Source organism: Chroococcidiopsis sp. CCNUC1 (genome assembly GCF_023546805.1).
In the GTDB taxonomy this organism is placed as follows: domain Bacteria; phylum Cyanobacteriota; class Cyanobacteriia; order Cyanobacteriales; family Chroococcidiopsidaceae; genus Chroococcidiopsis; species Chroococcidiopsis thermalis.
On sequence record NZ_CP097480.1, the window covers coordinates 5,877,619 to 5,895,926 of the forward strand.

At 43.3% G+C, this 18,308-nt stretch carries 15 protein-coding genes and 1 pseudogene; 7 read left to right on the forward strand and 9 right to left on the reverse strand.

From position 1 onward, the window contains the following. The first annotated feature begins 358 nt into the window (after positions 1 to 358). Positions 359 to 1,096, forward strand: a complete 738-nt coding sequence (locus M5J74_RS27235; protein WP_015157012.1) for an ABC transporter permease — start codon at positions 359 to 361, stop codon at positions 1,094 to 1,096. Between the two features lie 23 nt (positions 1,097 to 1,119). Here the strand turns inward: M5J74_RS27235 and M5J74_RS27240 are convergent, their stop codons facing one another. The 4 genes from M5J74_RS27240 to M5J74_RS27255 form a co-directional block, all read right to left on the reverse strand. Continuing rightward, on the reverse strand, positions 1,120 to 1,929 hold the full coding sequence (locus M5J74_RS27240; RefSeq protein WP_250014351.1) for a type 1 glutamine amidotransferase: 810 nt from the start codon (positions 1,927 to 1,929) through the stop codon (positions 1,120 to 1,122). A gap of 13 nt (positions 1,930 to 1,942) precedes the next feature. Beyond that, the gene (locus M5J74_RS27245; protein ID WP_015157014.1) at positions 1,943 to 2,665 is read right to left on the reverse strand and encodes a DUF4253 domain-containing protein; all 723 of its coding nucleotides are present in this window, start codon (positions 2,663 to 2,665) and stop codon (positions 1,943 to 1,945) included. Positions 2,666 to 2,727: 62 nt separating this feature from the next. Continuing rightward, complete coding sequence (locus M5J74_RS27250; RefSeq protein WP_015157015.1) at positions 2,728 to 4,086, reverse strand: Mur ligase family protein; 1,359 nt, start codon at positions 4,084 to 4,086, stop codon at positions 2,728 to 2,730. Between the two features lie 326 nt (positions 4,087 to 4,412). Continuing rightward, a complete protein-coding gene (locus tag M5J74_RS27255; RefSeq protein ID WP_015157016.1) occupies positions 4,413 to 5,846 on the reverse strand; it encodes an IctB family putative bicarbonate transporter in 1,434 nt (477 codons plus the stop codon). A gap of 679 nt (positions 5,847 to 6,525) precedes the next feature. Between M5J74_RS27255 and M5J74_RS27260 the strand changes: the two genes are divergently transcribed. Then, positions 6,526 to 7,338 carry a family 16 glycosylhydrolase gene (locus tag M5J74_RS27260; protein WP_015157017.1) on the forward strand — a complete coding sequence of 271 codons (813 nt, stop codon included), beginning with the start codon at positions 6,526 to 6,528 and terminating at the stop codon, positions 7,336 to 7,338. A gap of 93 nt (positions 7,339 to 7,431) precedes the next feature. Here the strand turns inward: M5J74_RS27260 and M5J74_RS27265 are convergent, their stop codons facing one another. After that, entirely contained in the window at positions 7,432 to 8,946 is a 1,515-nt protein-coding gene (locus M5J74_RS27265) for a GAF domain-containing sensor histidine kinase (RefSeq protein ID WP_015157018.1), read from the reverse strand. A 232-nt stretch (positions 8,947 to 9,178) separates the two neighbouring features. Next, entirely contained in the window at positions 9,179 to 9,925 is a 747-nt protein-coding gene (locus M5J74_RS27270) for a GUN4 domain-containing protein (RefSeq protein WP_250014352.1), read from the reverse strand. Here M5J74_RS27270 and M5J74_RS27275 point away from each other — a divergent pair. After that, a complete protein-coding gene (locus M5J74_RS27275; RefSeq protein WP_250014354.1) occupies positions 9,924 to 10,244 on the forward strand; it encodes a hypothetical protein in 321 nt (106 codons plus the stop codon). The two genes, M5J74_RS27270 and M5J74_RS27275, sit on opposite strands and share 2 nt — an antisense overlap. 158 nt (positions 10,245 to 10,402) lie before the next feature. Then, the gene (locus tag M5J74_RS27280; RefSeq protein WP_106168018.1) at positions 10,403 to 11,827 is read left to right on the forward strand and encodes an NADP-dependent isocitrate dehydrogenase; all 1,425 of its coding nucleotides are present in this window, start codon (positions 10,403 to 10,405) and stop codon (positions 11,825 to 11,827) included. 105 nt (positions 11,828 to 11,932) lie between these two features. On the opposite strand, the gene M5J74_RS27285 is transcribed toward M5J74_RS27280, so the two are convergent. Beyond that, positions 11,933 to 13,285 (reverse strand): pentapeptide repeat-containing protein, encoded by a 1,353-nt coding sequence (locus M5J74_RS27285; RefSeq protein ID WP_015157021.1) that lies wholly within the window; start codon positions 13,283 to 13,285, stop codon positions 11,933 to 11,935. Positions 13,286 to 13,414: 129 nt separating this feature from the next. Then, positions 13,415 to 14,928, reverse strand: a pseudogene (gene crtD / locus M5J74_RS27295) (C-3',4' desaturase CrtD). A 170-nt stretch (positions 14,929 to 15,098) separates the two neighbouring features. Between crtD and M5J74_RS27300 the strand changes: the two are divergent. Further along, positions 15,099 to 16,520, forward strand: coding sequence for a serine/threonine-protein kinase (locus tag M5J74_RS27300; protein WP_015157023.1), 1,422 nt, complete (start codon positions 15,099 to 15,101; stop codon positions 16,518 to 16,520). A 2-nt stretch (positions 16,521 to 16,522) separates the two neighbouring features. On the opposite strand, the gene M5J74_RS27305 is transcribed toward M5J74_RS27300, so the two are convergent. Next, the gene (locus tag M5J74_RS27305) at positions 16,523 to 16,735 is read right to left on the reverse strand and encodes a hypothetical protein (protein WP_041462629.1); all 213 of its coding nucleotides are present in this window, start codon (positions 16,733 to 16,735) and stop codon (positions 16,523 to 16,525) included. Between the two features lie 384 nt (positions 16,736 to 17,119). On the opposite strand from M5J74_RS27305, the gene M5J74_RS27310 reads away from it, so the two are divergent. Continuing rightward, positions 17,120 to 17,335: a hypothetical protein gene (locus M5J74_RS27310; protein WP_015157024.1), complete on the forward strand. Its 216-nt coding sequence runs from the start codon at positions 17,120 to 17,122 to the stop codon at positions 17,333 to 17,335. Positions 17,336 to 17,669: 334 nt separating this feature from the next. Continuing rightward, positions 17,670 to 18,287 carry a hypothetical protein gene (locus tag M5J74_RS27315; protein WP_015157026.1) on the forward strand — a complete coding sequence of 206 codons (618 nt, stop codon included), beginning with the start codon at positions 17,670 to 17,672 and terminating at the stop codon, positions 18,285 to 18,287. Positions 18,288 to 18,308: the final 21 nt, after the last annotated feature.

Sequence of the window (18,308 nt, forward strand, 5' to 3'; positions counted from 1 at the left end):
ATATTCTTGTTCTATCCCAAGCTCAACATATACGGGAAAACTTCTTCGTCTTTGTATCTCACCATATACGTATCCACCATTTTCGCCTGCTTCAAACTCCTCACGTAAAGTTTTGACTCGAATCATTGTATTTAATAATAACTATCTACTAAAGCAAGAATAGTATAAAAAACAATATCCACGTGTTCAACCTAGCATTGCATTCCATCAGAATTATTTCCAGATTTAAATTTAACAGCACAACAAGTCATCAATTGTGGATAACGTAGGGGCGGGTTCACCAAGATCTCAATCTAAAAACAGACATGTTTAGTAAACCCGCCCTTACGGGATATATAGTCAATCAAATAGATTTTGTATGATTACCGATATTTGGACTGTCATCTGGAAAGAATGGCGCGAATTACTATTTCAGCGCGGTAGCATTAAAACAACAATCCTAAGTTGGCTACCTTTAATATTAATATTTGGCTTGCTTATGCCCATTCAGATTGGTACATTTTGGGTAGACTCTCCCTTCACAATTGCTTATTGGGGTTGGCTACCAACTTTACCAGTTATGGCGCTGATTGCTGATAGTTTTGCTGGAGAAAGAGAGAGACATACTTTAGAAACTTTATTAGCAAGTCCTCTATCAGAAGCAGCAATTCTATTCGGTAAAATTATTACAGTTGTTATCTATGGTTTTTTATTAACGTTAATAGTTTTAATAACAGGTTTGATAGCTGTTAATTTAACTCATAACACGGGAGAAATCTTACTCTACCCCATAGGAATAACTTTAACTGGAATTGGATTGGGAATTCTGACAGCTACAGCTATGGCGAGTATAGGTGTCATTGTCTCTCTCCGCAGTCCCACAGTCAAACAAGCAGCCCAACAATTAGCTTTTGTCTCTATTGCCTTAACTTGGATTCCACTGTTGAGTTTGAGCCTAATTCCAACTCAATTACAAACCAGTCTTTTAAAGTCTGCCAGAAATACTAATATGACTCAAATAATTTTGATAGTATTAATTATTTTAGCAGCAATTGACGCGGGATTATTGTTAATAGCAGTCAAAAGATTCAAGCGATCGCGCCTAATTCTCGATTAGGTAGGTGCGTTAATTAACGCACCCTACTGTTTAACCAAGGTTGGCAGATTTACGCGCAGTTTCTTGAAGATTGCTTCCCGTGCTTGGTTAGCTAAAGTATCATCTAAAGGTGCAAGTGCAATTGATTCTTGATATTTTTGTTTCAAGGCAGTTTGAATCAACCAATCAGCTAAAAATGGATTTTTAGGTAACAGGGGACCATGCGAATAAGTCGCGATCGCATTTTGATAAACTGCTCCTTCTGTACCATCTTCACCATTATTTCCTAAACCATATATTACCCGTCCCAACGCCTCCACTTGACTTAATTTTGTGCGCCCGCCATGATTTTCAAAACCAATCAAGTAGGGTGGCGAACCTATCATTGCTATTAATTCCTGTGCTAACTTTTTAGCAGTCACTTCAATAACTAAATTCCCGATACAGCGACGCGCATTTAACCCGGGATGGATAGAAACAAAATCAAATAATCCCAGTCCCTCAATTCGTTGTCCTTCTCCTGGTTCGTAGTAATGTCCTAATAATTGCGGCGCACCACAAGTAAAAATTCCTGGCGTACCAGTTTCGATTTTGTCTCGTAACGCCTCAGCTTTAGCACCGCGCAAGTCGCGCATGACAATTTCTTGCTGTCTATCTTGCGCACCACCACCGACGAGGATATCGACTTGGTAAAAATCTTGAGCCGTAGAATCCCGATCTAAAGGTAATATTTTCACTGTATAATTGCGCCATTCACAGCGCCGCTGGATACAAATAACATTACCGCGATCGCCATAGGTACTCATTAAAGTTGGATATAACCAGCCAATTGTAATTTCCATTTCCAGATTCATATATATTTCTTGCTCAATTCCAAGTTAAATAAAGACTTTTATACTTCTCGATCTTGCTTGCAACTAGCTGAGTATTTTGGAGATCGGGACAAAATTCAACTACGTCTTTAGCAAATTTTTCAATATCTGTAGGTGGTCTTACAAACTCCAGACTCAAACTACTTTTACTAGCGAATATAATTTCAAATTCACACACTTCCCGCCACGATTTTAATTTATTAATTATGTCTTTAGGAGAAATATCATAATTCCACCCATTAGTCTGATGAATCTTAATAATATCCCAAGGTTCTTCACCCTTAAAAACTGCAATTCTTAATTCTGCTTGTGTGACATAATTTAAAACTCTAGAAATATATTGGTTCAACCTGTTTTTCTCTGGAGTCAAACCAACTCGATTTTCGCAGCTTGTCAGATAGCCGTGTGGATTCAATGATTGTTTTAGCTTGACAAAAATATCCCGATAATCTATGTAAGATGGGATGATAATAGACAAGCCTTCTACTAAAAGATTGCCTCCATAGTTGTAGACTCCGTAAATATCTTGCTCAAATTCAAGATAGTAAGCTGGCAAAATTTCATTTACACAACTCAATTCGCTATCTTTGAGATACACCTCTTGTTTTAAAAGAATTTTCTGCATTTTGACTTGGCATTCTTGCTTAATCATCTCCAAAACAGACTCATCAAAATCGATTTCAGCAGCTAAATGTCTTTCTGTCTGAGATAAAAGCATAGTCAGTTATCAGTTATCAGTTCATTCCAACTTACGACTTACGACTTACGATTTACAACTTATTACAAAATCTTTCTTCCCGTCAAAATCTCCCGCACTTCTAACATGGCAGAATATGTAGGCAAAATGTGTAATGTCTCATGTGCTGGAGTTTGTTCCAAAGCAGTTGCGATCGCCTCTTTTAAATCTTCCTTCACAACCAAATTCATTTTGCTATCTATCTCCGGCTGACTGTAACGCAAACGCAAAGCCATATCGTAAACGCGATCGCCACTGACTATTAAAGTCCCTCCTCGTTCGACTAACTTTTCTGTATCCACATCCCAAATCCACGAAACATCTGTACCATCGGGTATTCTGTCATTCAAAACCATCAACACAGGCGCAAGTTGACGCGATTCCGCTTCGATTTGCCTCTCGCCTCTTACCTCATTCACTGCCCGAATTGTTTCATTCATCCCCACAGGATTTTTAGACAAGAGAATGCGGACGTGTTTACCGCGAACTTGCAACTCTTCAGCACGTCCAAAAGCCGCCTGAAAGTTAGCTATAGTATCGCGGATTATCGCTTCATCTACGCCAAGTTGCTGTGCTGATAACACCGCTGCTAGAGTATTGTATTTGTTATACAACCCAATTAAAATTTGCTCCCATTCCCGACTAGCGATCGCCAGAGATGGTTTGTGAAAACCACAGTTAGGACAGTTATAATCTCCCTGGTGTGAAAGATAAACCCCTTGATAAACCAGGCGAGTACCGCAACTGGGACAATAAATTGAGTCTACAGCATGGGGAATTTCATCAAGATAATGTTCTGGTTCGCTCAAGCCAAAGAATAAAACATTTTGACTGAGTTGTTGCCCCATGTAAGCCAAGGTAGGATCGTCAGCATTGGCAACAATAATAGTTTCTGACGGTAAAGGTGCGATCGCTTGTCCCCAACGCCTGCTAATTGTATCGACTTCCCCGTAGCGATCCAGCTGATCGCGAAACAAGTTTAACGCCAGAATTAGCCGAGGTTGTAGAGGTGCTAACACCTTGGGAACAATATTTTCGTCTACTTCTAAAATGGCAAAGTCTGCATCTAACGTACCGATGGGATTAGTATTTTGTAACAGCGCTGTCATCAAACCATTTTCTAAATTCGCCCCCGCTGCATTGTGGACAACCCGCCAACCTTGACGTTCCAACATCGTGCGTAGTAGTAAGGATGTGGTAGTTTTACCGTTCGTCCCCGCAATGAGAATAACTCCTTGCTTCACCTGACAACTTAGCAGTTGCAACAACTTTGGCTGAAGACGACGGGCAATTTCTCCTGGTAAAACGCTAGCCGCACCCAGACGTAGCGATCGCACCCCGAAAGTCACGGTTTTTGCTGTCAATACAGCCGCACCCAAGCGCAGTCTATCCATCAATTGCATTTTTCCCACAGCTCGATCTCAATCCGGTTGTATTACTGTATTGTTGTACTGCCTTTTTGGGAAAAGAGGAGGGCTGTTGTTGATTTTTAACGATCTGTCCCACACAAACTGTAGGGGCGCACACAAACTGTAGGGGCGCACACAATGTAGGGGCGCACACAAACTGTAGGGGCGCACACAAACCGTAGGGGTGCACACAAACTGTAGGGGCGCACACAAACTGTAGGGGCGCACACAAACTGTAGGGGCGCACACAAACTGTAGGGGCGCACACAAACTGTAGGGGCGCACAGCTGTGCGCCCCTACAAATACATATCCACCGAGATTAGCTATCCGAACCGCGATTGAAAGAGGAATTAGCCAAAAGATCCGATCGCGTGACTGGGGCAGCATAGTAACTAGCAATAATCGCTACCATAAACCACCAAATCGTGTTGATTTCAGGACGATACCAGACAGTATCGGCGATATTGTGAACCAGAGTTCCAAATAAAGCCGCGATCGCCCCAATTAACCAAAATGCTTCTCGACTGCCAGTTTGCCGCAAACGGCGCAGTTGTTGCAACCCTGAGTTGAAGGTGACAACCAGTAACCATAACAAGCAAGCTAAACCAACCAAACCAGTTTCTACGGCTACTTCCAACAAGATTGAGTAGGCACTTAGGGCATTGTAACGAGGCAATTGGTAAAGCGGATAAATTTTGTTAAAGGCAGTGTTCCCAGGACCGATCCCTAAAATCGGACGGTCTTTAATCATCTCAATCACTGCTATCCAAACGTTGATGCGAAAATTGTTGCTGCTGTCACCCCTTCCAGCGAAGATACTCAAAAAGCGATCGCGGATTGGTTCGACAAACAACACCCCACCTACTAATACCAACGTTACGCCACCGATAAGCAATGGTAGCGACCAAGTACGCCAAAATGGGGGGAAATGGACGCTCAACACATACACCAATAGTACCAACACGGCAAAAATCGCTACGAGTAATCCCATCCAACCACCACGACTAAAGGTGAGGACGAGACAGGCACTATTGACAACGAACATTGTTAGTGCTAGCAACTTGGGAACCCAGCGCTGCCAAGCAAAGACAGCAACCAGACTCAAAACCACGGCTGGTAGTAGATAGCCAGCTAGCAAGTTAGGATTGCCAAGATAGCTGTATACGCGGGTAATGCGGGTGAGATTAGATTGAGTATCGACCCAAGTAGCTAGAGCATTTGCCCCATAAAACCACTGCTGCAAACCGTAAATGCTCACAATCAGCGCTACGTGGAGGTAGAGGGTAATCAGCCAAGAACGAATGCGGGGCGATCGTAAAATCCTCGCAGTCAAGGCAAACAGAACTAAATATAGCGTCAACTTTTGCCAACCTACGAAAGCAGCGGCTTTGACGGGCGATAGTGCTGTAGCTACTGTAGAGATACCCCAGTAAAGCAATACCAATAAATGAATTGGAGTCAGAGTATTGGCACGCTCTGAAGCATAACGCCGTTCGTCTGTTAAAGTCAGCAGTACCCAGAAGCTAGCACAAGCAAAGAGTAACACGCCAATTAGGTCGTTGGAGACAAATGGCGCGAGCGCAAAGACCAAACTGACTAATAAAGCTGCTAAGGCTTCCGACCATTGCATCAGCCAGCTACCCTGTCGCCAAGTACTAAATAGCCCGACAACAGAACGGTGTAAGTAGCTTGCACGTCGCCATTCTTGCAGCGGCAAGCTAGATAAAGTAAATTGCTGCCAAACTGAGTTCATAAACATGAGCTGCGAGATAGGGATTGGTCTATCTTAAGTCAACGTTAGGCTGACTTGACTTACCATAATTGCGAATTTTATTTGCTTTAGCTTAATACACAATGTCAGTCACAATTATCTCTACAAGTTTACGATTGTGATTGAATACATTCCTGGTGGTATCCATTAGTACTTGTAAGTTGACAAGAAAATGCTGAGTACTCTCAGTTACGCGCGATCGCTTTGCCACAAGTCTTTCTTGTTTCTCCCCACAATTCTGTTGGAATTATAGAAATTATCAAGGGCTATTGATGTCCGCACGCTAGGTTTTTTTCTCTATAATTGTTCAGTGGGCTATAGCAAGGATAAAGTTATATCTAGAGATAGATAGGATTTTTAAAAAAAGTCAATAACAATACATTTCGGTTACACATGCTTAAAATATATTTATGGATTTCTCAACCTTTCTCCAATTTGTTCTAAGTACTGAAGCTATTACCTATAAAAAATGCAGTGCATTTTGTATCATAGATCCATTTATAATACCAAAATAAATTATTGCGAGTAGCAAGAGATATTGCCAAATTACTACTCGTAAATATAAAATCTTACCAAATTCTTAAAGGGCAATTGACAACCAAGTGTTAAACACGAAATGAAGTCAATTGACTGAAAATAACTCTGCAAATGTTCTACAAATATGAAATACGGCTTGTGGTTGCGAAAGAGCGTTCGACCAACTTTGCTTAGTTTTGCTATTATCGCAACAACATTATTCAACCCATCTGTTGTGCGGGCAGATAACTGGCGGGTGGTATTCGAGGATGAATTCAATGGTACATCTCTCGATCCGCTCAAATGGGATACTTGCTATTGGTGGCATTTGGGAAGGGGATGTGCCAATCATGGAGCGCAAGAAATCCAATGGTTTTTACCAGAGGAAGTGCTGGTACAAGATGGAATTTTGCGTTTACGCACTCAAAAACGCATTTGGAATGCTTATAATGCTACATTCCAGTACACTTCTGGGATGATTTCTTCCCACCAAAGGTATGCATTTCAGTACGGCTTTGTAGAAATACGTGCCAAAGTACCTAAAGGTAGGGGTTTTTGGCCTACCATGTGGCTTGCCGCAGAGGATAGAAACTGGCCTCCAGAAGTGAATATCGGGGAGTTTTTTGGTTCAGATACGAAAAGCGTGCTGATGGTCTTGCACTATATCAACGATCGCGGTAAGCCCACATACTCATCTTTATCGTGGGGTAATAACTTTGATTTTTCAGAAAACTACCACGTTTACGCAGTGCTATGGGAACCAAATGCCATAATTTGGTACGTAGATGGAGTGGAGCGGATGCGCTATACAAACAGCCAAAATATTCCCCAAAAACCAATGTATATTTTAACGACTCTAGCACTCGGTCCCATTTGGACGAATAAACTTCCAGATGAATCCACACCGTTTCCTAGCTATTTTGACATTGACTATATTAAAGTTTGGCAACGCCAATAAGGAACATTGCTAAGGCTAACAACTGTATAACTTTTAAAGCCGATCGCATTTTTATTTCAGATGCAAGTGCGATCGGCTCGAACTGCATTAAAATTAAATTTCAGCATTAGCTTGCGCCAATGTTAACTCAGGAAGACTGACGACATAACGATAGCCAGATTCTGGAGTGCCTAAAATATCAATTTGACCACCGTGTAGTTCTGCTAAAGCGCGGCTGAGCAACAAGCGTAGGCTTTCACAAGAACGATTGAAGCTATTGACATTGACTAATTCTGTCTTGTCTTCCCCGCGATCGTCATGCTCGTGCATCGACTTCTTGCTTTTTGACTCCTGCCTTTCGTCGCCAGTACGAGAACCATGAAAAGCAGAAATTTGCCCTAAGTAGGGATCGACGGGGGTTAATCCTTCTCCTAACCAAGGATGAGAAACTGAAATTGCCAGATTCAAAAGATTACTTTGTCCCCCGCGATCGAGCGTAGAGTTGCTTTTATAGGAAATGTGAATGCGGATCGCACTCCCACTAGTAGCAGCTTGAATCATACTCGATATGAGGTGATAGATTAGCTGTCTTACCTTGTCTTTATCCAGCACCCACATACGACTTTTCGCAGGCTCTAGCGACAGTCGTAATTTTTGTTCTTTGCGTTTGGCGACCTCATCTAAAGTGTTGAGTATCTGCTGGCAAAGCATTTCAATATCTACAGTCGTTAAATTAAGACCAAGGGAATATTCTTCTACGACTCCCAACTGAGACACTTCATTAACTAGGGAGAGGAGATATCGACCGCTATTTTGAATAATTTCGAGATATTCTTTCTGTTTCGTCGTCAAAGGACCGTAAATTTCTCGTCCTACGACATTTGCCATTCCTAAAATTGATGTTAGAGGAGTTCTGAGTTCTTGGGTGAGCTGCTCTAGCAACTTGAGTTTAACTTGGACAATGGAAAGGGCTTCTGGTGAAGCAGTAGGAGGTGAGAAAGAAATTGCTGGTGCAGGGTTGAGAACTGGCGGTGCAATCTCGATTGCCTGCTGTTCTAGTGGCTCCAACTGCTGCATTTTGAGTAGTCGATTGCGCTCGAATTCACTCATACTCCAGCGAGCCATGAGTTCGAGAAATTTCATTTGTTGGATGCTGAAATTGCGAGTTTCTAAATCCATCACCGCGATCGCACCCAAGCATAAACCGGAGGAGTCAATCAATGGAACTCCCAGGTAAGCAAGAATACCGTAACGCTGGACTAGGACGCTGTTGGCAAAGGCAGGATGAGTGCGGGTATCGCCAACGTTAATTATTTGACTCGTTTCAACAACTTGGGTACAAAAAGATTCGTGGATTGGTAATTGTCTTTCCTGCGCTAGTGGATTCATCAGCCCCAAACGCGACAAACCCACTGCTGATTTAAATACGTGGCGATTGCGGTCTAAAAACCCCAAAATGCAGATCGGCACTTCTAACAGGTGGGCGGCGGTTTGAGTTGCTTCCTCAAAAACTGGTGTCGTTTGAGCTTCCAACAAGCCCAGATCCGACAACGCCTTCATGCGCCGATCTATCATTGGATCTACGCCAGTATCCCCTCGACACAATAATTTGTTTTCTGGCTCCACCATTTACCAATCCACCTTACACTGCAAGAAAGCGATCGCACCTGCGACATGAATGTTGTGCTGTATCTAACCCTAGATTCAGGGATATCTACTAGACTTAAGATTCCCGATTTTTATTCAGGATCAACAATTGGGCGCAGAAAGATTTTGCTAACTCTTAAGGAGTTGGTAATGGGTAGTTGGTAGTTGGTAGTTGGTGATTGTTCTCCTTTGTCTTCCTGGTCTCCTTGTCCCCCTACTCCCTGCTCCCAGCTCGTCCCTGCTCCCTTTTCCCCCAGGCTGGATGGGAAAATAGTGCGGCGATCGCACGATTGCCGCGTAGCTGATTTGACAAAGGTAGGTGTCCTACAGGAGCGTCAAGGCTCCAAGTAAATCCATCAGGGTAGCGCGTCCAGGTGTTGCCGTTTTTCCAGCCAATTTTTGCCCATAGTTTTTCCCAGTTTTTGCCTAAAGTTAACCAGAGTCCTCGCTGCACGGAAAAGCCAAATTTTCCTTCAGAGTAAACTGACCAGAGGGTATCGACAGTTTGCAAATCGAGAATGGGAAATCTTTCGACTTCTGTAAAATACAGCCACTTGCGCTGTACGGCAGTTGCGCCAGCCAGTTCGCAAAGTTTTTGTAGCGTCACGCGGTCTGCTGCTTGGAAGTCTCCCTCAATCAACAACTGTTGTAAGGAACTGTAATCGATATTAGATTGCGATCGCAGTGTCACAATTCCAGCGGGAAAGTGAGTTTGCAAAAATTCCCGTGCCGGAGAAAACTTGGAATGATAGAGGATTTGGTAGATTTTGCCATCAATCCAAGTTGGTAGGCGATCGCGGCGTTGTAGCAAAAATTCCATCAACACTTCTAAACCTGGCTCGCCTAGTGTTGCTAGCTGTTGAATCAGTTGCTGTTGAACTTTTTCCGATCCAGACGAAAGCTGCAAGCGGAGAGCAGAAAAGTCAATGGGAGTATCTGATGTCGTGGTTGGGTTAGTCATGCTCTCACTAGAAACGCACAAAGTTCAGCACCGATCGCTAATTTTAACTATATTACGCAGAAGCCAGAAGTCAGAAGTCAAAATTGAGGAGACAGGAGACAGGAGGAAGATAAGGGGGACAAGGGGACAAGGGGGACAAGGGGGACAAGGGGGACAAGGGGGACAAGGGGACAAGGGGATAAGGGGGACAAGGGGGACAAGGGGGACAAGGGGGACAAGGGGACAAGGGGGAACTCGGGGACCCCACGACCGAAGGGAGTGGGGATTAGGGGGCGAAGGGGACAAGGGGACAAGGGGGACAAGGGGGAATGACAATTAACTACCAACTACCAACTACCAACTACCAACTACCACTCTTCATTGATAACTGACAACTGATAACTGATTACATTTTCTCGCGTTAAAATCTGCTAGCGTTCCATAACAGCATCGTCAGATGGCAAAATAAAAGTTTCTAGACTCCTGGTGTAGCAATCCATGTACGAGAAGATTACTCCTCCTACTACTGGTTCTCGAATTACCTTCAGTAATGGCGAACCAATCGTTCCCGATAATCCAATTATCCCCTTCATTCGCGGAGATGGTACGGGGGTAGATATTTGGCCCGCCGCCCAAAAGGTGATGGATGCTGCTGTACAAACTGCCTATCAGGGCAAAAGACAGATTGACTGGTTTAAAGTCTACGCTGGAGATGAAGCCTGCGAAGTGTACGGAACGTATCAATATTTGCCTGAAGATACGCTTCAGGCGATTAAAGAATTTGGCGTGGCAATTAAAGGTCCGCTCACGACACCGATTGGTGGTGGTATTCGATCGCTCAACGTGGCGCTGCGCCAAATTAACGATTTATATGCCTGCGTTCGCCCTTGTCGTTACTACCCTGGAACGCCTTCCCCGCACAAAAACCCAGAAAAACTAGATGTGATTATTTATCGCGAAAACACGGAAGATATTTATCTAGGTATTGAGTGGCGACAGGGTAGCGAAATTGGCGATCGCCTGATTAAAATCTTGAATGAAGATCTCATCCCTGCTACCCCCGAACACGGTAAAAAACAAATTCCCCTTGATGCAGGGATCGGCATCAAGCCCATCAGCAAGACTGGTTCTCAACGCTTAGTCAGACGCGCAATTAAACACGCTCTACGGTTGCCTCCCAATAAACAAATGGTGACTTTGGTGCATAAAGGCAACATTATGAAATACACCGAAGGCGCTTTTCGCGATTGGGGCTACGAATTGGCAACATCTGAGTTTCGCAACGAGTGCATCACCGAACGCGAATCTTGGATTCTTAGCAACAAAGAACATAACTCGGACCTCAGTACAGAAGACAACGCCCGACAGCTCGAACCTGGCTACAATGCTTTGACTGCCGATAAAAAAGCCCAAATTTGCCAGGAAGTCGAAGCGGTGTTGAGTCAAATTTGGGAGACGCACGGCAACGGTCAATGGAAACATAAAATCATGGTCAACGATCGCATTGCCGATAGTATTTTCCAACAAATCCAAACCCGACCCGATGAATACTCCATTCTGGCTACTATGAATTTGAATGGAGACTATTTATCCGATGCAGCAGCAGCGGTTGTCGGCGGCTTAGGGATGGGTCCAGGGGCAAATATTGGCGACGAGTGCGCTATTTTTGAAGCGACTCACGGCACTGCACCAAAACACGCCGGACTCGACAGAATTAACCCTGGTTCGGTAATTCTTTCCGGCGTAATGATGTTGGAATATATGGGTTGGCAAGAAGCAGCAGAATTAATCAAAAAAGGAATTGGAGATGCGATCGCCAATCGTGAAGTCACTTACGATTTAGCGCGATTGATGGAACCCCCAGCTCAACCGCTTAAATGTTCTGAATTTGCCGACGCGATTATTAAACATTTTAGTGACTAGTGGCTCGTGGCTGGTGGCTAGAAAAGATTAGGTCTGAGGTTACACGTATTATTTCCTTGTGCCTTCTGGCACTAGTCACCAGCCGCTAGTCATCAGCCACTTAATTTATCGTCCCAATTTATTTGGAATCCCTTCACAGCCACCAGGAATGGTGGCTCTTGTTTTTTCGCCTCCCCAAGCGCAGCAGTAATAACGTAAGGATTCAGACATTCGCTGGGCATCAGTAAAATCAGCATTCTCAATGACTGCCCCCGTCTGTTCTCCTGTATTGTAGTTGGGAGCGATATTGCGACTGCGGGGTGTAGCAGTTTGGGCATCACCGTAAAATAAACGAGTACTTTTGAGGTCGGCACTCACTAGCTGTGCTTCATACAAAATGGTACGGGAAAAATTAGCTTTTACTAAGTCGCAATTGGTAAGATCTGCCCCAATTAAATTAGCTTCTGAGAGATCTGTCCAACGCAAATCGGTTTTAGAAAGATCTGCTCTAGCTAGCATTACACCTAAATCTATAACGCGAATACCGTAGTTACGGTCTTCGGAGTAACCGCCTTCACCGTTGAGAATGGCTCTACCCAAGCGAAAATCTCGCTGTAAGGGAGTCAGTAACTTTGACTGGGATAAAAAGCGAATGATTTTGGCTTTACCGCTAGCATCGACACTACTAAAAATTGCAGCCGTACGTCCTTCAGCGATCGCTCGTTCTTGGGGCCAATCTTCTAACATTCCCTCTTCATCTAATACCAGATCGGAAATTCCCTGAAAGTAAGAATCGATGGTTTGCTGTTGGGTAATTAAGTTTTGCTGGACTGTCAGCAGGTTTTGTTGAATTGTCAAGTCCTTGGAAATAACATATTGTCGCCAAGCGACATAAACGGCAATAACTGCAATTAAAATTTGTCCTAACGCGCCAAATACCTCACCTAATGCCCCGATCGCATCCCAGTTTAATTTTGTTGCCCAATCGATAATGGCGCGACCGATATTTCCAAATCGGAATAAGCCAATTAAGGCAATAGTTAAACCTGTCCCCGCTACAAATAGCGATCGCTCTAGGGGAGAAAATATGTCTGATACTGCTTTTATCGTCCAAGGTAAAAGTACCCCCAGCGAAAGTAACAACGCTAGCAGGGTTCCCACCCAGCCAATCCATAAAAAGTTATTTAAGTACAGTCCGACGCAAATCAGCGCGATCGCGACTAAGGTAAGTAAAGAAGCCCTGGGATGTGCCGTGCGCCAACTCGTGCGTTTGACGATGAGATTTGATGCAGAAGACGATTGCTGTTGGGCATGAATTGCAGCAATTGCTGCCAGTGCTTGCTGAGTTGCCAAGTTCTCATTTGATGTATCGTTGTCTTGGAAATCATCTAGATCCAAAGGCGATCGAGATTGAGTCCCAATCTCTGGATTCGGAGATGATGCCTTATTGTTACTATCTGAGTTGTTTTGGCTAGTCATGCTCAATTATTTGCAGCAGGCTGAAGGGCTTCTCGCTTTCATATGTTAACTGCTGCCAAGAACGGAACGATCGCGCCTCGGTATCAAATTTTTCTTACATCTAGGCGAATGTAATTCGCCCCATACTCGCTATTGCAATGCCTCGATTTGCCGCACCACTGTTAGGGCTGAATAACTCACGCCAGCCGTTCCTTCTCCTGGATGCGTAGAGTCGCCGACTAACCACAAATTTTTAACAGGGGTGCGGTTGGCAAAACCAAAGGGTCCAAATGTCGGGACTCTCTGACCGATCCCGCCTACTATACCGCGATCGCGTGCTGTATAACGGGCAAACGTGCGTGGTGTCGCTGCTTCCTGGTGTAATATTGTTTCTGGCGTGAGGTGAAAGAATTGTCCCAAACGGGCGATCGCTTCCCGAGTATATTTTTCCTTCATCGCCTCATAGTCTTCACTCCGCCACCAAGGTTTCGGATCGACAAAAGATGAAGCAATAATCGTACCTTTTCCCTCTGGGGCGCGTCCGTCTCCTGTGCGACTGACGGAGACAAATAAAGAATTATTTTCCCCGATTGCTCCATTGCGATCGTACATGAATTGCAAGTGCGGCGGACATCCTGACGGAATCGCAGTTTCATCTACGCCGAGATACACGACAAAAGCCCCCGATGCTTCGGGTAATTTATCGACACGTTGCTTGTAACCTTGGGGGCATTTCTACCCAACAACTGAACTAAGTTTTGTACCGTAACGTTAGCCACGATCTCGTCTGCGGTTTCTGTCCTGACTTCTTTAGTTTTTTGGTTGCGCACCAAAACACCTTTAACTTTGCCGTTTTCAACTAAAACTTTCTCTACACTATGGCGCATCAGCAGCTTGCCACCATATTTTTCTAACGCTTCTACCAAGCGATCGCTCAACACCTGCATACTACCGTGAAGGTGAGACAATCCTTGCGGTGATTGGGAAACGCTTAATGCTGTAGCCGCATAAAGTAAAGCTGTTTCCTCTGCATCGACTTGGGAGTAAAGTTTTAATTGCAAATCTAAAAACGTCCGTAGCCGCCAATCGTCTTCCAAACCGTGTCCCCGTAAAGCATCGCCCACGGTCAAAAAGGTATAGGGTAAGGTAGTTAAAGTCCCTGGACGAACGGCTTGCGTCAGTTGCCACAAATCCCAGATGTTGCGAGGTGGTAAAACCGGATCGCGGGCTTGAAATGCCCAACTTGCTTGAAATAGATTGTCTATTAATTGCCAAAAGCGATCGCTACCTGGAAATTGTTTTTCTCTTTCGGCTTTCCATTTGGCGCGATCGCGCCAAACATTAATCGGTTGATTCTCTCCTGGTAAATATACCGCACAAGCAGGATCGCAAGGCGTTGCTTCTGGTAGATCGATTTCTAATTCGGCAAAGATGCGGTGATGAATTCCGCCTGGTTCTAAACCAGCTACCTGAGTCGCGCCGACATCAAATGTAAATCCTTTGCGTTTAAAGGTCGAGGCACACCCTCCAGGGACGATTGCCTGGTCTAAGACTAAAACCTGGTAGCCGCGACGGGCAAGCAGCGCCGCCGCCGTTAGTCCACCAATTCCAGCACCAATGACGACAACACGCGATTTGCGATCGCTCGCTAACCTACTTAGCATGGATATAAAGCCACAATCAAACCTACTCTATCTTTATATTAAGTTATGTTAAACACTGCAAAAAAGACACAGGAAGCAGAAGAAGCAGAGGAGTAACTACCAACTACCAACTACCAACTACCAACCACCAACTACCAACCACCATCACATCTGACTTCTGACTTAAGCTTATGTCCGATCGCGATTGGGAGACACCGCTGACTAGCAATACTCTAGAACAGCGATATGAGATTATACAACAATTAGCAAAAAAAGCAGGCAGACGCACGTTATTGGCGCGTGACAGAAAAACTGAGGAGTTAGTTGTTGTCAAACTCCTGTCCTTCACCAGTGATTTTGAGTGGGATGCACTGAAATTATTTGAACGGGAAGCCAAAATATTACAAGCAATCTCTCATCCTGCGATTCCCCGTTATCTAGATTATTACGAACTCGATTTCAATAACGGTAACAAGGGTTTTGCTTTAGTACAAACTTATATTTCTGGAAAATCTATAGAAGAGTACCTTAAATCTGGACGTAGCTTTGATGAAGTAGAAATTAAACAGCTAGCGAAAGCAGTACTAGAAATTTTAATTTATTTGCATGGCAGACAGCCGCCAGTGATACACCGCGATATTAAACCGAGTAATATTTTACTGGGCGATCGCTCTGGTAACAGTATCGGACAAGTCTATTTAGTTGATTTCGGTTCCGTGCAAACTTTAGCGGCAAAAGAAGGCGGAACGATGACAGTAGTAGGAACTTATGGCTATATGCCACCAGAACAATTTGGCGATCGCACCGTTCCTGCTTCCGATCTTTACAGTTTGGGTACAACTTTAGTTTATCTGGTAACGGGAACGCATCCGGCAGATTTACCGCAAAAAGACGGACGAATACAATTTGAGTTATTGACAAATCTCAGTCTTGAATTTACCCAGTGGTTGCGGCGGATGATAGAGCCAAGTTTAGAACGTCGTTTTACTTCTGCCGAACATGCATTACAAGAATTAATTCAACCTCAGCTTGTAGATATAGTTCTTTCAACGACCCAACAACCTAGTGATAGTAAAGTCAAATTAACTAGAAAAGCAGATACCTTGGAAATTCTTCTTCCTGCTAAAGGTTGGAATTTTGGCGTAGGATTTACTACGGCTTTTACTACTTTTTATAACCTCATACTCGTTCCTGCAACAGGTATAGCTTTTTCCCCATACTGGAGAATTAGCCATCCTTTAATATGGTTAATTGTTGGAGGTCTGTGGTATGGAAATTATATTTTAATCTCGGGAGTTCTGAAGTATTTATTAAAGCGAGTTAGACTCAAAATCAGTTCTCAGGAAATCGAGCTTACTCATGAAATAATCGGCTGGAAGTATCGCCATATTTTCAATGCAAGTAAACAAGATGTGTCAGCATTAAAGTTAATTTATGGATATCACGGTAACCGCCGATACATGCATATTTGGATTGGTAAAAATAGGTATGAGTTGTGGGGTGATTCGATTCTAACCGAACCCGAAATGGAATGGTTGGCGCAAGAAGTTAGTAGTTGTTTAGGGATAGAGATTTCTAGAGAACCTAATTTTTATATTCCCAAAGGCGATTAACTTTACAACAGTTTGCGATCGGCGAGCGATCGCTCATTTTTTTTGAAACAGTAGACATTGCTCGGATAGATGCAGATGTTATTCGAGATTTTCACCGAAACTAATGCTACAACAACTTTTCTGAGTCGAGCGATAGAAGAAAGCGATCGCTTCAATAGATAGAGTGTATTGCTACGTAGTGTAATTTTAATATCTAGCCGATCCAAATCTAGCATACCTATATAGTTTACTAGTATTTTTAATGGTTCTTCTGTATAGGAATAATCTCGGATGTTTTACATAACAAAAACAAGTATTTTGCAGTTCAGATGCACATAGATCGAGCTAAATTTAGCCGTGTAGTTATAAAACATTTAAGTGATTTTTATGAGCAGTTTTTTGTTACTTCGATCGTTTGCTTGTTCTCGGTTAATTTAAAATATATCAATGTTAGTTTGCAAAAGAATATCGTTAATCAAGATATGTAAACTTATCTTTTTTGAATTGTATTGGCTGGTATTCTCAATTGCAGTCAGTCCAGTATTATTAAATACAACTACAAATCGATAGACGGAGTTGTATTAGTACTGCGATATTCTGTATATTTGGAGGATATTGGTATGATCGAAAATTCCATAAAAGGTTTGAAAGTTCTGCAAGCAGAAGATGAGATTTGTTTGACTGGCGGTGCAGCCAGAGCTTATGGTTTTGCTGATGCTCGTGGTTTAGATCCGAAAGATGCTGACGCTAGAACGTCAGTGATAGTAGAAGCTATTGATGATGGAGTTTTTCGTTATGCTCGCTCTACCTCGATTGCTTCTATAGTCTTACAGTAGAGCGCTAGTGAAATTGCTCTAGCATTGACGCTATATCGCTGAAAGCTTCCTGCAATCTAAGAGATTTGCTTTCAGCGATAAGATTTGCTTTCTGCAATTGTCTTCTAACAAATTGGTTGCAACAAAATGGAATTTCAGTTTGCAGCTAAGTTTTTTGTTCGTGTATATCCAAAAAGTGAGATTGAGTTGATTAAGATAGTGATTCGCTACAAGGTTATCTCAGTCATTCAAGCTAACTTTCTAAATGTACATCAACGTTCTTAACTATTAAAGCTATTACCGATACTTTCAGTAGTAATAGCTAACAGGATCGATCGGGAGTTCATCTAAATTTATGGCGTTGCCATCTCACATTTACCCAGAAGCACAAAATCTTCCCAAGCAGACAGAAATTGCTAAGGTTTGTGTTTATGGTCTTAGCATCTTATCAGCAGCAACATTCCTATTCTTGCCTCTGTTTAATTTATTGCATCCTAGTCCTTGGCAACGTTGGATGGGTGTAGTACACGGTTCAGCCGCCATACTGGCAACAGTAGTTGCTGTTTATACAGGACATTTAGCTTTCCCATTGCTTCGAGGTGCAAGCAAGATTTTACCGCAACTGCGAACGTTAACATTTTGGACAACAGTACTAGCCTTACTGTCTATTGTTTCAGGTAACTGGGCTTATATGAGATACCGCGCGCCTATAGGTGGTGCGCGTGCTTGGTTGCAATCAAACTCTCCATTAGTTCATAACGTGTTCATGGAATATCACGAATTTACCGTACTGTTTACAGTCCCACTAGGAACAGCTTGTGCGTGGATTCTTTGGCGCTATGGAGACTCTATAGTTGATAAGAAAAATGTTCCTGTTCTGGCAGCTACCTCAATTGCGTTGATGGCAATTATGTTTTTTGCTTTGGGTGGTTTAGTCACTGGTATTGGTATTGCCAAAATCCATAGCTTGTGATCGTTGAATAACTGGAAAAAC

Excerpts from the sequence above, each read along its gene's own strand:
- M5J74_RS27240 (WP_250014351.1), bottom strand. The coding sequence starts at position 1,929 with ATGAATCTGGAAATGGAAATTACAATTGGCTGGTTATATCCAACTTTA.
- M5J74_RS27255 (WP_015157016.1), bottom strand. The coding sequence starts at position 5,846 with ATGAACTCAGTTTGGCAGCAATTTACTTTATCTAGCTTGCCGCTGCAA.
- M5J74_RS27235 (WP_015157012.1), top strand. The coding sequence starts at position 359 with ATGATTACCGATATTTGGACTGTCATCTGGAAAGAATGGCGCGAATTA.
- M5J74_RS27270 (WP_250014352.1), bottom strand. The coding sequence starts at position 9,925 with ATGACTAACCCAACCACGACATCAGATACTCCCATTGACTTTTCTGCT.
- M5J74_RS27310 (WP_015157024.1), top strand. The coding sequence starts at position 17,120 with ATGATCGAAAATTCCATAAAAGGTTTGAAAGTTCTGCAAGCAGAAGAT.
- M5J74_RS27285 (WP_015157021.1), bottom strand. The coding sequence starts at position 13,285 with ATGACTAGCCAAAACAACTCAGATAGTAACAATAAGGCATCATCTCCG.
- M5J74_RS27300 (WP_015157023.1), top strand. The coding sequence starts at position 15,099 with ATGTCCGATCGCGATTGGGAGACACCGCTGACTAGCAATACTCTAGAA.
- M5J74_RS27250 (WP_015157015.1), bottom strand. The coding sequence starts at position 4,086 with ATGCAATTGATGGATAGACTGCGCTTGGGTGCGGCTGTATTGACAGCA.
- M5J74_RS27275 (WP_250014354.1), top strand. The coding sequence starts at position 9,924 with ATGCTCTCACTAGAAACGCACAAAGTTCAGCACCGATCGCTAATTTTA.
- M5J74_RS27315 (WP_015157026.1), top strand. The coding sequence starts at position 17,670 with ATGGCGTTGCCATCTCACATTTACCCAGAAGCACAAAATCTTCCCAAG.
- M5J74_RS27280 (WP_106168018.1), top strand. The coding sequence starts at position 10,403 with ATGTACGAGAAGATTACTCCTCCTACTACTGGTTCTCGAATTACCTTC.
- M5J74_RS27305 (WP_041462629.1), bottom strand. The coding sequence starts at position 16,735 with ATGCTAGATTTGGATCGGCTAGATATTAAAATTACACTACGTAGCAAT.
- M5J74_RS27245 (WP_015157014.1), bottom strand. The coding sequence starts at position 2,665 with ATGCTTTTATCTCAGACAGAAAGACATTTAGCTGCTGAAATCGATTTT.
- M5J74_RS27260 (WP_015157017.1), top strand. The coding sequence starts at position 6,526 with ATGAAATACGGCTTGTGGTTGCGAAAGAGCGTTCGACCAACTTTGCTT.
- M5J74_RS27265 (WP_015157018.1), bottom strand. The coding sequence starts at position 8,946 with ATGGTGGAGCCAGAAAACAAATTATTGTGTCGAGGGGATACTGGCGTA.